Annotated in this window: 10 protein-coding genes and 1 tRNA gene; 6 read left to right on the top strand and 5 right to left on the bottom strand. The window is 43.0% G+C overall.

Annotation, left to right across the window (positions count from 1 at the left end; all coding sequences use genetic code 11):
• The first annotated feature begins 367 nt into the window (after nucleotides 1–367).
• The 4 genes from BP549_RS10415 to BP549_RS10400 are packed head-to-tail and all read left to right on the top strand — an operon-like array spanning nucleotide 368 to nucleotide 4,650.
• Nucleotides 368–1,795: a nitrogenase component 1 gene (locus BP549_RS10415; protein ID WP_292380397.1), complete on the top strand. Its 1,428-nt coding sequence runs from the start codon at nucleotides 368–370 to the stop codon at nucleotides 1,793–1,795.
• Complete coding sequence (locus tag BP549_RS10410) at nucleotides 1,776–3,134, top strand: nitrogenase component 1 (protein ID WP_292380396.1); 1,359 nt, start codon at nucleotides 1,776–1,778, stop codon at nucleotides 3,132–3,134. The genes BP549_RS10415 and BP549_RS10410 overlap by 20 nt, the downstream gene beginning before the upstream one ends.
• A gap of 7 nt (nucleotides 3,135–3,141) precedes the next feature.
• Nucleotides 3,142–3,987 carry an AAA family ATPase gene (locus BP549_RS10405; protein WP_292376470.1) on the top strand — a complete coding sequence of 282 codons (846 nt, stop codon included), beginning with the start codon at nucleotides 3,142–3,144 and terminating at the stop codon, nucleotides 3,985–3,987.
• 30 nt (nucleotides 3,988–4,017) lie between these two features.
• Nucleotides 4,018–4,650 carry a class I SAM-dependent methyltransferase gene (locus tag BP549_RS10400; protein ID WP_292376467.1) on the top strand — a complete coding sequence of 211 codons (633 nt, stop codon included), beginning with the start codon at nucleotides 4,018–4,020 and terminating at the stop codon, nucleotides 4,648–4,650.
• 485 nt (nucleotides 4,651–5,135) lie between these two features.
• On the opposite strand, the gene BP549_RS10395 is transcribed toward BP549_RS10400, so the two are convergent.
• The 3 genes from BP549_RS10395 to BP549_RS10385 form a co-directional block, all read right to left on the bottom strand.
• Nucleotides 5,136–5,327 carry a hypothetical protein gene (locus BP549_RS10395; protein ID WP_292380395.1) on the bottom strand — a complete coding sequence of 64 codons (192 nt, stop codon included), beginning with the start codon at nucleotides 5,325–5,327 and terminating at the stop codon, nucleotides 5,136–5,138.
• 61 nt (nucleotides 5,328–5,388) lie between these two features.
• Nucleotides 5,389–5,461 (bottom strand) — tRNA-Gln (locus BP549_RS10390).
• Nucleotides 5,462–7,050: 1,589 nt separating this feature from the next.
• On the bottom strand, nucleotides 7,051–7,242 hold the full coding sequence (locus BP549_RS10385) for a hypothetical protein (protein ID WP_292376463.1): 192 nt from the start codon (nucleotides 7,240–7,242) through the stop codon (nucleotides 7,051–7,053).
• 152 nt (nucleotides 7,243–7,394) lie between these two features.
• On the opposite strand from BP549_RS10385, the gene BP549_RS10380 reads away from it, so the two are divergent.
• Nucleotides 7,395–8,657, top strand: coding sequence for an anion transporter (locus BP549_RS10380; protein ID WP_292380393.1), 1,263 nt, complete (start codon nucleotides 7,395–7,397; stop codon nucleotides 8,655–8,657).
• Between the two features lie 189 nt (nucleotides 8,658–8,846).
• The gene (locus BP549_RS10375) at nucleotides 8,847–10,958 is read left to right on the top strand and encodes a methyltransferase domain-containing protein (protein WP_292380391.1); all 2,112 of its coding nucleotides are present in this window, start codon (nucleotides 8,847–8,849) and stop codon (nucleotides 10,956–10,958) included.
• Between the two features lie 59 nt (nucleotides 10,959–11,017).
• On the opposite strand, the gene BP549_RS10370 is transcribed toward BP549_RS10375, so the two are convergent.
• Nucleotides 11,018–12,112 (bottom strand): OBG GTPase family GTP-binding protein, encoded by a 1,095-nt coding sequence (locus BP549_RS10370; RefSeq protein WP_292380388.1) that lies wholly within the window; start codon nucleotides 12,110–12,112, stop codon nucleotides 11,018–11,020.
• 391 nt (nucleotides 12,113–12,503) lie between these two features.
• On the bottom strand, nucleotides 12,504–14,432 hold the full coding sequence (locus tag BP549_RS10365) for a molybdopterin biosynthesis protein (RefSeq protein WP_292380385.1): 1,929 nt from the start codon (nucleotides 14,430–14,432) through the stop codon (nucleotides 12,504–12,506).
• Between the last annotated feature and the right edge of the window lie 32 nt (nucleotides 14,433–14,464).

Raw genomic sequence — 14,464 nt, 5'->3', positions numbered from 1 at the left:
AATTTATAGATCTCTATAAATAATGACTTCAGGACGCGACCAGAGTTTTGAAAGAGCTTAAAATGAATTAAAAATCAATTTGTGAAACCGTGAAATGCTTAGAGACCAGTCCAGGCAAGGAAGATACAATGAAGATTGATAAATCCTATCTGAACAAGCATAAACAACAGAGTTTAAAAATAATATTTGGTTAAAATTATTAAAAATATTTTTATAGTCCTGGGCGCCCTATTAACTACCTGGCTCTAGTGACTTGGCTGGCTTGACAGGCTCCTAGCTTGCTGTTTCTACAAGTCTTTGAACTCCTCATTATTCTCCACGATAAAACTTGGAAATATATTTATCTCCATACAACATTGGAGAATGTGTGAATCCGGGAAACAATTCTATAGTTTTTCACGGTGACCTGCAGCAATTATTGAAAAAAGTAGAAACGGGCGAGATGATCCCCAAGCTGCAGGCTTCGCATGCTCCCATGTGTAAATTTTTTACTTCATACTACGTCATCAGCGGTATTCGGCATGTTGTACCTCTTGTCCATGGTCCTACCGGATGTCCGCTGTACATGTCGGATTTTGTCAGGACACGGGAGTGCTGTGAGATCCGTGGAGTTCCGCTCGAACCAACAGCCTGCACTGCTCTTAATGAGAGCAACATCATTTATGGTGGCGAGGGGAAACTCCTGGAAGCAGTAAAGGAAGCATACGCCAAGTATCACCCAGATCTCATTGTCATCCTCTCTTGTTGCTGCTCCGGGATTATCGGCGATGACGTTGAAAGCATTGCCCGCGAGGCAGAGAAGCTAGTGGGCTGCCGGGTATTGGCCCTCCGCAGCGAAGGATTTGGCGGTGATTTCCGAAGTGGCTATGAGGATGCTTTCAAGCTCATCATGGATTTGATGGAGCCTCCTAAAACAAAAATGAAAGGAACAATTAACATCCTTGGAGCCCGTTGGGGCCCTACCCCCACAGAGTTCAACTGGGACATGGATGAAATAGAAAGACTCCTTGGTGAAGTCGGAATAAAGATTAACGCCATCATCGCTGGAGGATGCACAGTCGAACAAATCAGGCATGCTAGAGAGGTTGAACTGAACGCCTCATGGTGTTTTGATTGGGGACAAAAATTGGGCGACCTGATGCAGGAAAGGTTCGGCATCCCTTATAGCAAAACCGGGCAACCCTATGGGCCTGAAGCCACAAAGGAATGGCTGCTTGGAGTTGCAACACCTCTTGGAATGGAAGCTGAAGCCATTAAGGTAATTGAAAGAGAGTTAAAGGAAGTGAAACCGGAAATTGAATACCTGAGAAAGGCTCTTTCCGGGAAAACAGCCATTATCGAAATCTCAGAGTTTCCAGGGCCGATACGAGCACTTTCACTTGCACGGATGGCAGCAGAGTTTGGCGTCCATCCTGTCGTAATCAACGTCCACCCATACACTATCAAGGAACGTATGCCAAGCATCAAGTTTCTCCTGGAAAGTGGGGTTAATCCGGAGATTATTCTGACAAAAGGGCTCTTCCGTCTGGGGAGTTTTAGGTCGTCAAAAGAGACCGAGGACGAACTCGAGGAGATCGTGAAGGGGTATGACAATCCAATCTTTTTCGGGAACTCCGGTCGGTTCCCTCCCTGTCCGGTAGTAAACTTAACGCTCATGAATCCGGCATTCCAGCCCCAGTACGGCTTCAGAGGGATAAAGAACATTGCAGCTCTCGTCAGGCAAGCCCTTGAGAACAAAGACCTTCCACGTTCACGCTTATTTAGGGGGATGCTCTATGGAACAAGAACCAATTAAGGAACCAGCTGCGCCGTTAGCCTCATCTTCGGAGAATTGTACTGACCCCTACCTCCGCTGTGCTTTCAATGGCGCTGCCCTTACAGCATTGGGAATATCTAATTCTGCCTTGTTAGCCCATTCTCCGCAAGGATGTGAGTACCTTGTCAACAATGCCTTCGCCTCACAGGAGTGCGACTACATGGAGACGATGACCTTATGTACGAAGCTCTGTGTGGATGAGATCGTACATGGCGGAGAGGATATACTTGCCCGCACAATCCGGGAGGTAAAAGATCTTCCGATCTCGGCCCTGTTTGTACTCAGTGCATGTGGACCTGAGATAGTGGGAGATGATATCGTGGGAGTGTGCGAAACCTTGCAGCCTGAAGTGAATTTTCGACTCATTCCTATTGAATGTGCCGGATTTAGAGGGTCGCAGTATGACGGCATCGATATCGCACTTGATACAATCCTCAAAAAGCTGGTAAAAGAGGACGTTGAGAAAATCCCGAATTCAGTCTGCCTTATTGCTCCTCATGCAAATGCCAATCCCACATGGCCAGCAGACCTTGCGTGGGTGAAGCAGGTTCTCTCCCGGATGGGTGTTAAGGTTATAGCCACGCTCACACACCGAACCCCTATTGCTGAAATCAAGAATATTGCATCTGCTGAGGCATCCCTCCTGTTGAGTCATGATGCCGGACAAAAAGCAGCGGATTACCTTTCTGCAACATATGGCATCGAGCAGGTCTGCAAAGGAATACCCCTGCCTATAGGAATGACAAACACGAAACGCTGGCTGACCGCTTTGGGAGAGAGATTTAATTCACTGATAACGGCAGAGGAAATGGTTGCTGAAGGCGAACGCATGGTGATGGCAACTTGCAGGCGCAAATGGCCGATGGCAAGATTCCTATACCGAACCCCAGCAGCAATTGTTGCCGATGCTACAGTAGGGATACCGCTTGTTCGTTTTGTCACCGAGGAGATGGAGATGACTCCGGAATTAGTTGCTCTATACACTTCGCAACGGCCAGTGCGGGAATTGCTGGAGCGAGAACTCCAGACTCTCGGGCTTAATCCTAAGGTTGTGTACGGAACAGACGTGTATAAAACACGAAAGAGTCTCCAGGAGGTCAGGCCTCAGGTCGTGTTCGGCAGTACAATCGAAAGGCACGCCAGCGAGGGACTTTCCGTTGCCTATGTTGTGGAAGTAGTCAGGATGATTCGCCAGTTCAGGATGATCAACCGGGAATACTTTGGGTATAACGGCATCCTTAACCTATTAGAGTGCGTCCAGAACGAGTGGACGATGGGATGGCGTTCGAAAGAAAAGAGATATGGAGCAAAGTGGTGAAGGAACTATGAGACAGATCGCGATCTACGGCAAAGGTGGAATCGGGAAGAGCACTATCTCCTCGAACCTGTCCGCCGCATTAAACGAGATGGGGCATACTGTCATGCAGGTTGGTTGTGATCCCAAGAGAGATTCGACGAGGATCCTTGCAGAGGGAAAGTTCATTCCCGCAGTACTGGAAGAGCACCGGGAACAGCTGAGGGTAGGAAAAGACGAGTACGCGATCAATCTGGATAACATAGTGTTTAAGTCACCCGGCGGGGTTTACCTTGTCGAAGCTGGAGGACCGGAACCAGGTATAGGGTGTGCTGGTCGAGGCGTGCTGACCGCACTGCAGATCTTAAAAGACCTCAGGGCGTTTTCGACTTACAATATTGACGTGGCAATCTATGACGTACTCGGTGATGTCGTATGCGGTGGATTTTCAATGCCGATTCGCGAAGGATTTGCAGAAGAAATCTATCTTATCTGTTCTGGGGGGTTCATGAGTATATACGCTGCAAACAACATTGCACGGGCCGTACAACGCCTTGCAAAGCGAGGAGACGTAGGGCTTGCCGGAATTATTTGCAACAGCAACGGCGACGAGGCATTTGAGCATGCGTTTATTCCTGCATTTGCAAAAAAACTGGGAACCTCGTTTGTCCAGTTTGTCCCCAGAAGTCCTTTGATTCAGGCTTGTGAACTAGAAGGAAGACCCCTTGTGGAGTATGCCCCTGATTCACGAGAAGCAGAGATCTTCCGGAACCTTTCAAAAGCGATTATGGAAAATGACTCACGGGTGATCCCAACACCGATAAGCGACCTTGCCGAGCTTGAAACGATGTACAGGCAATGTCTGGTAAAGAGATGAGAAGCAAATCATTTCACGGAGGTAACATGTATGAAATATGTCGACGTCGACAAGATTTACAAGGAGACACCGCTTGATAAAATTCCCTGGAATAGCGAGACACCTCCAGAAGCGCTTGTCGAGCTGGTACAGAGTGGGAAGGTCCGGCCTTGCAAAACCATTGATCTCGGTTGTGGTGCCGGCAACTATGCAGTATACCTCGCAGGCCAGGGATTTGAGGTAACAGGTGTCGATAGTTCCCCGACTGCAATAAAGATCGCTACTGAAAACGCACAAAAAAGGGGAGTCAAGTGTAGGTTTATTGTCGCTGATCTCCTCGGGGACTTGCATGAAGTAAAAGAGACTTTTGACTTTGGATATGACTGGGAATTTTTGCACCATATATTTCCGGAAGACCGGGTAAAATATGTAAAAAATGTGTATAATCTCCTGAAACCAGGAGCACAGTATCTTTCTGTCTGTTTTTCTGAGAAGGACCCACAGTTTGGCGGCATGGGTAAATTCCGGAAAACCCAATTGGGAACAACATTGTATTTCTCTTCGGAATCCGAAATAAGGGATCTTTTTTCACCTTACTTTGTCATAAAAGAACTAAAAACGATAGAAATTAACGCTAAATTTGCATCGCATTATGTAATTTATTCGTTCTCTGAGCGGCGCTGATTTCGTTAAGTTTCTCAAACTAATTGCCAACGCATTAGATTTACCTTTTGTATTGACATTGTGCAGGTTAATAGAAGAACTCCTTGATCTGACAATTCTGAAAAATAAAATCAACCAGGTAACTGTAGGCGACCAAGTTTTGGAATGAGCCCATTAAATATATAAACTGGTTAAATAAATTTAATGAAATAACTAGTTTTTTATAATAGTATTTACATAATATAAATTGGTTCATGAGGGAGTAATCTGTGGAGTAAATTCAGGACAGCTTGAAATCTGATCCCGCAATATACTTCATTGCGCGTATCTGTAAAATGGAGCAAATTCAGGACAGCTTAAAAACTGATCCCGTAATATACTTCATTAACGCGTATCTGTAAAATGAAGCAAATTCAGGACAGCTTGAAATCTGATCCCGTAGTATACTTCATTGGTGAAGGTCAAACCTTGTGAACCACCTTACAACCAACTTTTTTACTCAACACTTAGCTTGTAGATATTTTTTCATCTTTTACTGCTTTTCCCTCTGCCTTTTTCGTTTTCTTCTTTTCTCCCGTCTTTGCCGGGCTGTAATCGTTAGAGCCTTCGAGCATATAACCTAACCTCACATCATCGTCTTCAAGGACAAATATCGAGCAAGAAAGGCTCTGACTATTACCTTCTTCCCAAAAGTACAATTAGTGTAAAAAGAAGTTCGAAAAATAGTAGTATTAATTAGAATTATTAAAAATGATTTTATAGTCCTGAGCGGATTCGAACCGCTGTCCCGGGCTCCAAAGGCCCGAAGGATTGACCACTACCCTACAGGACTGCACATTAAAGCTTTTACTTATAGATTAATTCATGTACTTAATTTTTGTGCCAGATCAAGACTATTTTGTGTTAATTTATCCATCAAAATCTTTCTATACCTTCATTTATTTATACAGTTCTTTTACGGCTTTAAAATATTTCTTATTGAATGATTTTTCGCTTACAGGCAATTTTTCAGATAATTAATTTAAAATAATTTATTTCATTACTATATTGTGGAGTTGGAAGAGGATACATACGATTGAATAGCTAAGTAGCGGGTTGTGACAGAACTGCCCGGGAGCTGGAAGTTCTTGCTTCAGGATATGTTAAGATGGGAGCATATCGGAAGCGGCTGTATGGGGGATACGGTAAAGGAACTGAGTTGCTCTCGGGCTTCTTCTTACTTAACTTTAATGTTCTTTTCTATTTTTTGGTATTTTATTAATACTATTACCTTTCTGCCTTTTCCTATATATTCAATTATTTATCTGCTGATTCTGTTATTTACCACGTGCTCAGATTTGCCAACAGCTTTTTCATCTCACAAACTTTTTTGATCTAGACTATTAAACTGCTATTGACCAAAAAATCTTGTTCCACATCCGATTCTATGCTGATATTGAAATCTTTTATCTCAAACTACTTTTTGATTAAAAACAAATTTTCATATAATTAATTTAAAATAATTTATGCTCTTAGTATATTATGGAGTTAAGAAGTGAGGTGGGCTTACCACAATAGATAAGAAAGTAACCTGGAGGCTGGTGATTCTTCTTCGAATCAGTATGCTTGGGGGAGCGTAATATTCGAAGAGACTTTATTGGGGGATACAGCAAACGAATTCAGGGCCTCCAGGTATTTTCTTACTGTTTTCCTACTTTTTTTCCGAGTTTACCAAGTTTTTCGTTCTTTTCTACCTTTTTATTATCTTACTACTTTTTAAGAGCTTGAAGTATTGAAAATACACCGTAAACTTTTATTAATAGCTTCCGCCAGATTATGAATCATAGATTCACTCATGATTATACCTTTTTTAATATATTTCCTTTTTAAGGCTTTTTAATCCTTGGTTAACGCTAAAAACTCGTTTAATATGAAATTATAATTCGATTTTAAAACTTTTTATTCGAAAGCATTTTTCGTTCGAGACTAATTTTTGGTATAATTAATTTAAAATAATTACAGGGATTATTCTATATCGTACTTGGATGGAGATAACAGAACGAGTAAGTAACGGGTATGAATAGTAAATAAGTAAAATAAAGAATTGCCCGGAAGCTTTTGATCCTGTTCTGAATCATATGCTTGGGGGAGTATATCTTCAGACCAACCGTATCGGGGGCTATGGTAAAAGGAACAAAAAGCTTTCGGGCTTTTTCTTATTCTTCAATAAAGGATATTTTTTCCTATTTTTCTATAACGGATAAGGTCTATATTCCTGATAAGATACTTTCACTCAAGGTACTTTTACTCATAACTCGTTTATGATGAAGGTATGATGAAGGTATCGATGAACCATTGATACCTATCCTGATTTCTCAGGTTTTCAGGGTAGTGTATTTAAGTCTAAGGAAGAGAACCATAAATTTCAAATTCAGTAGTATTTCAGTAAAATTCAATTTTCGAAAATCCTTGAGACAGCTCTTCTCCTAGAAAATTTTCCACTTCTTCTTTCAGGTTTTCAATAGCTTCTTCAATAGTGGTTCCCTTGCAAATTATATCAGCTTCAGGGCAGATTGAGATATAAAAACCGTTTTCTTGAAGGATAGTAGCAGAAAAAGGAAACAAGATTGTCATACTTTAAAATATCTATCAGTTTATGTTAAGGATTTCGTACCTTCTTGTACATTTAAATCGTTTTTTGCAGAAAAATCCCCCTATGAGCGCAGGACTTTTATACTAAAGCCAGTACCACATTCTAAATATATATTGTCAAGTTTGTGGGGCCTATGTTAGCAGAATTTATACTGTCCTCTCCTGTACCTTTACCTGATCTTTCAGTGCTTATTCTTCTGGGTGTCTTTATACTCACTGCTCTCAGGCAGGTAGGATCTTTAAGACTACAGATCTGGCAGATCATGACATTTGGAGCGATACTGGTGGTATTGCTTGGTGAGATTTCCCCGCAAGAAGCTCTTGCCGCAATTAATATGGATGTGCTCATCTTCCTTTTTGGGGCTTTTTGTGTGGGCGAGGCACTTAACAGGAGTGGGTATCTTGCTTGGCTAGGGAACCGGATAGTCTCCAGGGCAAGAGACACTGATCAACTTGTTTTGCTTGTGCTCTTTTCTACAGGAATTCTTTCCGCAATTCTCATGAACGATACCTTGGCTATCATGGGTACTCCGCTTGTTCTGGGTTTTTCTAGAAAGTACAATATCTCTCCCAAACTCATGCTCTTTTCCTTGGCATTTGGGGTAACTACAGGAAGCGTTATGAGCCCTATCGGAAACCCGCAGAATCTCCTCATAGCAATTGGTGGAAATCTGGATTCTCCATTTGTAACATTTTTGCGTTCACTTGCCCTGCCAACCCTTATATGCCTTTTAATTGCTTATGCCGTGCTAAAACTTTTTTTTCGGGAAGAATTTGGAAAATCAACCCTTACTCATTCTGAAGAAGTCATTACCGACCCTGAACTTGCCAGTGTCTCAAAAATGGCTCTTTCCCTTTTGCTGATTCTCATAGCCTGTAAGATTTTCCTGGTGGAGTTTTTGCCTGCCTGGGATTTTAGTCTTAGCTGGATTGCTCTTTTCTCCGCGTCTCCTGTCCTGCTTAGTAGAAAGCGCGTTGAGATCCTGAGAAATATTGACTGGGCAACTCTGGTTTTTTTCGTTTCAATGTTTATACTAATGCAAAGCGTATGGATTTCCGGAACATGCCAGGAATTGCTTGCCAGGATGTCTCCTCAGTTAGGCTCTGTGTCAATGATTCTAGCACTCAGCATCGGGCTTAGCCAACTTATCTCTAACGTTCCCTTTGTTGCGCTCTATCTGCCTGCCATAGGTAGTACAGCTTCTCAAGGACAGTTGATGGCGCTTGCTGCGGGAAGTACAATTGCAGGAAACCTTCTTATCCTGGGAGCGGCAAGCAACGTTATAATTATTCAAAACGCGGAAAAAGAGGGAAAAACCCTCTCATTTGCCGAATTCTCCAAAATTGGGATCTTAATAACGCTTTTAGATGCCATTACTTACTTTATCTTTCTCTAAAGCTCAAAAGTTATTAATTCTCTTATTTTATACTTTAAGGGCTTAATCACTCTTTATATTAAATTTAAAGATTTATTTGTCCTTAATATGCTCTTTTTTTCTTTTTACGGGTATATAAATGAGGCTTAACCCTCCAATAAACTTGATATACTCAAAGCACATACACTTTTTTGTGGAAGATCTAATATCATGACCCAGAATAATACAGATCCAAATACCAGGCGCAAACGCGCCAGGGGTACTGTACAGATGAAAACCTTTGGGCCTGTTGAAGACCTTGAGATTCATGTCCGGTCCGACTGGTGGCAGACTCTTTTTAACTCACTTTACCTTAAGACCGATGCCGATCTTCTAGACGATATGGAGGTTACCAAGAAAGAGGTAGATCTCATTGTTTCCATTTTGGGGGTGTCTCCTGAAGAAAAAATTCTTGATCTTTGCTGTGGACAGGGGAGACATGTACTGGAACTGGCAAGAAGGGGTTTTTTGAATATTGAGGGATATGACAGATCCCAGTACCTTATAAGGAAAGCCAGAAACAGAGCACAAAAAGATAATCTGCAGGTCCGGTTTAGAGAAGGAGATGCAAGAAAGCTTTCGTATCCCTCTGATACTTTTGATGTAGTCACTATTTTGGGCAACAGTTTTGGCTACTTCGATTCAACACTCCAGGATAGAAAGGTTCTTGAAGAAATCTTCAGAGTTTTGAAGCCAGGAGGCAGAGTTTTCATTGATGCTGTTGACGGAGATCATATGAAAAAGAGCTTCCAGCCAAGATCATGGGAATGGCTGGATAGAAAGTATTTTGTCTGCAGGGAAAGAGCTCTTTCAGCCGATGGGGATAGGCTAATCTGCAGGGAAGTAATAAGTCGTATTGACAGGGGGGTAATTGCAGACCAGTTTTACGCTGAGAGATTGTACAATAAAGAAAGCCTTTTTGAGTTACTTACCGCATCAGGATTTAGCAGTCCAGCTTTTCATACTACTTTCAGCCCAGTATCCTCAAGCACTCAGGATGCGGGTATGATGGAGCAGAGAATCTTGGTCTCAGCCTCTGTCGAAAAACCCTGGCCTCCTTCTCTTCAGGAAGCCAGGAACAAAAAGCCAATGAATATTGCAGTTGTACTCGGAGACCCGAGAAAAGAAGATCAGGTAAAGCCTGCATGTGTGTTTGATGATGATGATTTCGATACACTTGAGAGAATGAAAAAGGCACTTGCAGAAATCCCTCTCATGAGATTTACTTTCCTTGATAGGCATGAAACACTGCTGGAGGACTTGAAAAAAAAGGCAGCAAAAGTTGATCTTGTACTTAATCTTTGTGATGAAGGGTTCTATAACGATCCCACAAAAGAGCTTCATGTACCGGCTTTGCTTGAACAGCTCAATCTCCCGTATACAGGAGCAGGCCCTCAATGTCTTGCCTTTTGCTACGATAAGTCCATTATAAGGGGCGTTGCCAGAGAAATGAACATTCCTGTAGCAAAGGGAATGCTTGTAACCGAAGACTCAGATCTTTCAAAGCTCTCTCTATCTTTCCCCTTGCTTGTAAAGCCTAATTCAGGGGATTCAAGTTTTGGGATTACACAGAATAGCATTGCCCACAACCTTGAGGAGCTTCTTGAAATTCTTGCGGCAACCCGGGAAAAAATGGGTTCTGGCAGGCCTTTTTTACTGGAAGAATTCCTCTCCGGGAAAGACATCAGTGTTGGGATTATTGGAAATCCGCCTGCATGCACTATACTTCCTATCACGGAAGAAGATTACTCGAGAGTGCCGGACGAACTTCCAAAAATCTGCGGTTATGAAGCAAAATGGCTTCCGGACTCTCCTTACTGGAATATCAAATCCGTACCTGCCGATCTTACGGAAAAAACCAGAAAAGAGATTGTAATATCTTGTCTTACTCTTTTTACCAGGCTTGGCTGCCGGGATTATGCTCGCTTTGATTGGAGGCTTGATGCCGAAGGCAAACCAAGGCTTCTGGAAGTAAATCCAAACCCTGGCTGGTGCTGGGACGGCCATCTGGCAAAGATGGCAGCTTATGCCAATATTTCCTATTCCGGAATGCTTGCAGCCATTATCGAAGCTGCAAAGGAAAGATATGGCCTTGGAAATGACGGAAAAGTTGAGCTTTCCAGGAAAATGCCGGAAGCCACTCCCCGAAAAAGTCCAGCTGAATATGCTGCCGAGTTTGAGGAAGAAATCGAAGCTAGCAACTGTATGGAATCCGGAAATAATCGGAAGAAAAATGTTTTCTCAAATCCTTCCAAAACAGTACATGCCTTTGAGAGCGTATAAATTAGAAAAAATCTGAGATGCGAAAGGATCTAATCTTTCTCTTTCGCCTCTCTGCTTTTTTACTTTTGGATGATAATTGTAAGGATATCTTGGTCCTGCATTCTATGGTCTATACCTACTCTCTGTCCTGGATGTTTTGCAGATGTACCCCATATCTGGGCATAGCGGAATTTCCTTCGAAAATCCCTGTGTAGACGGTCACAAATCTGACCTATGTTGGTTCCGCTCATCACTATCAGGGGTTCTTCCATGTCTGCGGGCTGACCTTGTGGTTTTAAGTAGACTCGAATGAAACCCAATCTGTCATAGATAGCATCTTTGAGAGTCTCGATATTAATGCCTTCATGGGCTGAAATAAAGATCGAGTTCGGGTATAGCTCTCTACAGTCTTCAATCAACTGGGGATAGGCCAGGTCAACCTTGTTAACAGCGATAAGAGACCTTACATAACTGCGGTTGTTCAGGACAATGTCAATAAGCTGATCAACCGTTATGTTTTCCCTTATAAGTACGCTGGCGTTATGGATCTTGTACTCATCCAGCACAGCCTTGATAGTTTCTTCATCCAGGTCAAGATCAATGGTTGAGTTGATCTCTATCCCACCCCTCTCTTTCTTCTTGATTACAACATCAGGGGGCTCCTGGTCTATGCGAATACCAGCCTGATAGAGTTCGTCCATGAGTACTTCGTAGTGCTTGGGCTGGAAGACATCAAGCAAAAATATAACCATATCAGAGTTCCTGATAACTGATATGACTTCCTTCCCGCGCCCACGCCCCGAAGATGCGCCTTTTACAAGTCCCGGGACGTCAAGGAACTGGATTGTTGCCCCTTTATATTCCATTACGCCTGGCACAACTGTAAGGGTAGTAAACTCATATGCTGCCACTGCGGACTTGGCACCCGTGATTTTGTTCAGAAGCGTAGATTTTCCTACTGATGGAAAACCTACAAGGGTTACGGTTCCATCTCCTGATTTTCTGACCGAGTACCCATCCCCTCCTCCTTTTGCCGAGGCTTTCTTTTCCACCTCGTCTCGCAGGCGGGCTAACTTGGCTTTGAGGCGGCCTATATGGTGGGAAGTTGCCTTATTGTACACGGTCTTTCGAAGTTCGTCTTCGACTTCCTGTATTTGCTCCTGTATGCTGCTCATCTGGAACCTGCCGATTTCGGGACTAAAGAAATGATTTTCATATTATAGGAAAAAGAAACCGCGTCCAAACGGTTTCTACAAGCCTTTTTGATCCAAAAGAGATCCGTATCTGGATATTTTATCCTGAATAGTTGAATGAAATATATATACCTATGGAATGGTTTTATTTACTGGTTCTTAATAATAGGGCTACTCAGAATATTTATATCTCATAATAATTATAATAATACTTAAAGTTTATCGAAAACTGCTGCCGGTGAAAATTTCATCACCAGAAGCTTGTTTAAAGAAGAACCTCTCCTTCAAAAAGAGTGTCTCTTTTATTTAACTCTCTTATTCAAGGGAGAAACTATCTCAAAGGGGTTTTCTCTCCTATTCGAAATACTAATTTTTATTCAAAGAAGATTATTTCTCCTGTCCTCTCATACACGTGTAGCCCGTCGGAAAGCTTTGAAGCGAATTCTGCGGAATTAAGAATTTCCAGAAACCTGCGGACTTCAGGAGTTTCCATAATTTCCTTTCTTATTAGGAAATCATACTCTTCCTCTGCAAATTTTATAAATTGGAGACCATTCTTTTCGGTACAGGCTTTCTTTCCTATGCCTACCTCAGCCTTTCCTGAGGCGACTGCCTCACAGACAGCTACTTCCGATTTTACTCCTGAGTCATATCCGGAAATTGAATCCGTAAACTCCTTCTTACTAATTACCTTTCCAGCTACAAATTCTTCAATTTTCAGGTCTAAAAGAGCTCTTGTGCCTGAACCCAGGTTCCGGTTAATCAGGTTTTTTCCCGGGAGGTCCGAAAGCCCGGAAATCGGTCTATTCTGCCTGACAAGAAGCCCTACTTCCCGCCTGTACCCTTTCACAAGGACAACGCCTGAAAGTCCCATATTCTCAATTGTAGGGATATTATACAGGATTCCATCCTGTCCTCTTGAATCTCGTGAAGGCATATTCACGCCTGCAATATCTGCCGTATTTGCGGCAATTGCGCTGAAGCCCCCGCTTGAGCTTGTGTAAAGGGTTCTGAAACGAAGTCCGCTGAGATCTTCAAGCAGGTCAAGGCCAGGACAGGAGCCGCCTGCTATCAGGAGGTCAGGTTTTTCAACCTCGCCGAAAATGGTCACTTCTACAGGGGTTCCCGCTTCAATAAACTCTGTACTGGACGGGATTTCAATAAAGCCATCTGCTCCGGAAAGAGAGGTTATGGCACCTGAGCCTCTATCTGCAGGATAAACCTTTCCCCGGATCAGGCCTACAGGAAGAAGCTGCTGTCGTCCTTCTGAACGGAAACAGGTGCCCATAATTCCTTTTTCCATTTTTTTGAGTTCTTTATCTTCTCCAAGGGCTTTTCTGAGTAGGGGGATAACGAATTCGTTAAAAATCATTAATGCAGATGTAGGGTTTCCGGGCAGCCCTATTATGGGAACGCCTTTTATTATTCCAATAACCACAGGTTTTCCAGGTTTTATATTTATGCCATGGGCAAGAGTTTCTCCTATTTCATCTATGAGCCTGTACATCACGTCTCCGGCCCCTGATGACGTACTCCCAGAAGTCAGAATCAGGACACATTCCGAAACCGCAGTTTCAAGTGCCTCTTTCATGGCTGCCTCGTTATCTTCTACAATCCCGTAAAGCAGGGGGAAAGCTCCGCATTCATGTATGCCGGCATATAATGTATAAGAGTTTGCGTCGTATATCTTTCCGGAGGTAAGTTTTTCTCCGGGACGCACAAGCTCGTCTCCTGTTGAGATTATTCCAACTTTTAATTTAAGGACAGGAACATCCTTTTTTCCGATAGAAGCAAGCACTCCGATTTCTCTGGTCCCAAGCTTCCGTCCTGCCCTGAGCACACGTTCTCCCTTCCGGATGTCCGAACCGGCTTTCATGATATTTTCTCCCACAGTTACAGGCCTGTAAATCGCTACGGTTCCACCTTCTTCAGAGCTGTACTCAACCATGACCACTGCGTTAGCGCCTTCTGGAATCGGGGCTCCTGTAGCGATTTCAACGGCTTCCCCTGCCGAAACCTTAAATTTTGCATCCGAGCCTGCAGGGATGTTTCCAAGCAGCCTGAATTCTACAGGTTCGGTTTCGCTGCAGGCATACGTATCTTCTGCCCTGACTGCATAACCATCCATTACAGCCCTTGGAAAAGGAGGGACATTAATTTCGGTAATGATATCCTCTGCAAGGATTTTACCGTACGCGCTTTCAAGGGGAGAGGCTTCCTTTCTGGGAAGCACCTGCAAACTGTTTATTATTTCTCGAGCCTTATCCACTGAGATAAGTTTCCTAAACTCTTTGCGCTTCATAAATATCAAATCCTGACCTACGGCTTTCAGAT

The sequence above is a fragment of the Methanosarcina sp. UBA289 genome, assembly GCA_002496565.1.
Lineage (GTDB): Archaea > Halobacteriota > Methanosarcinia > Methanosarcinales > Methanosarcinaceae > Methanosarcina.
This window is presented reverse-complemented; position numbering and strand designations above follow the sequence as displayed.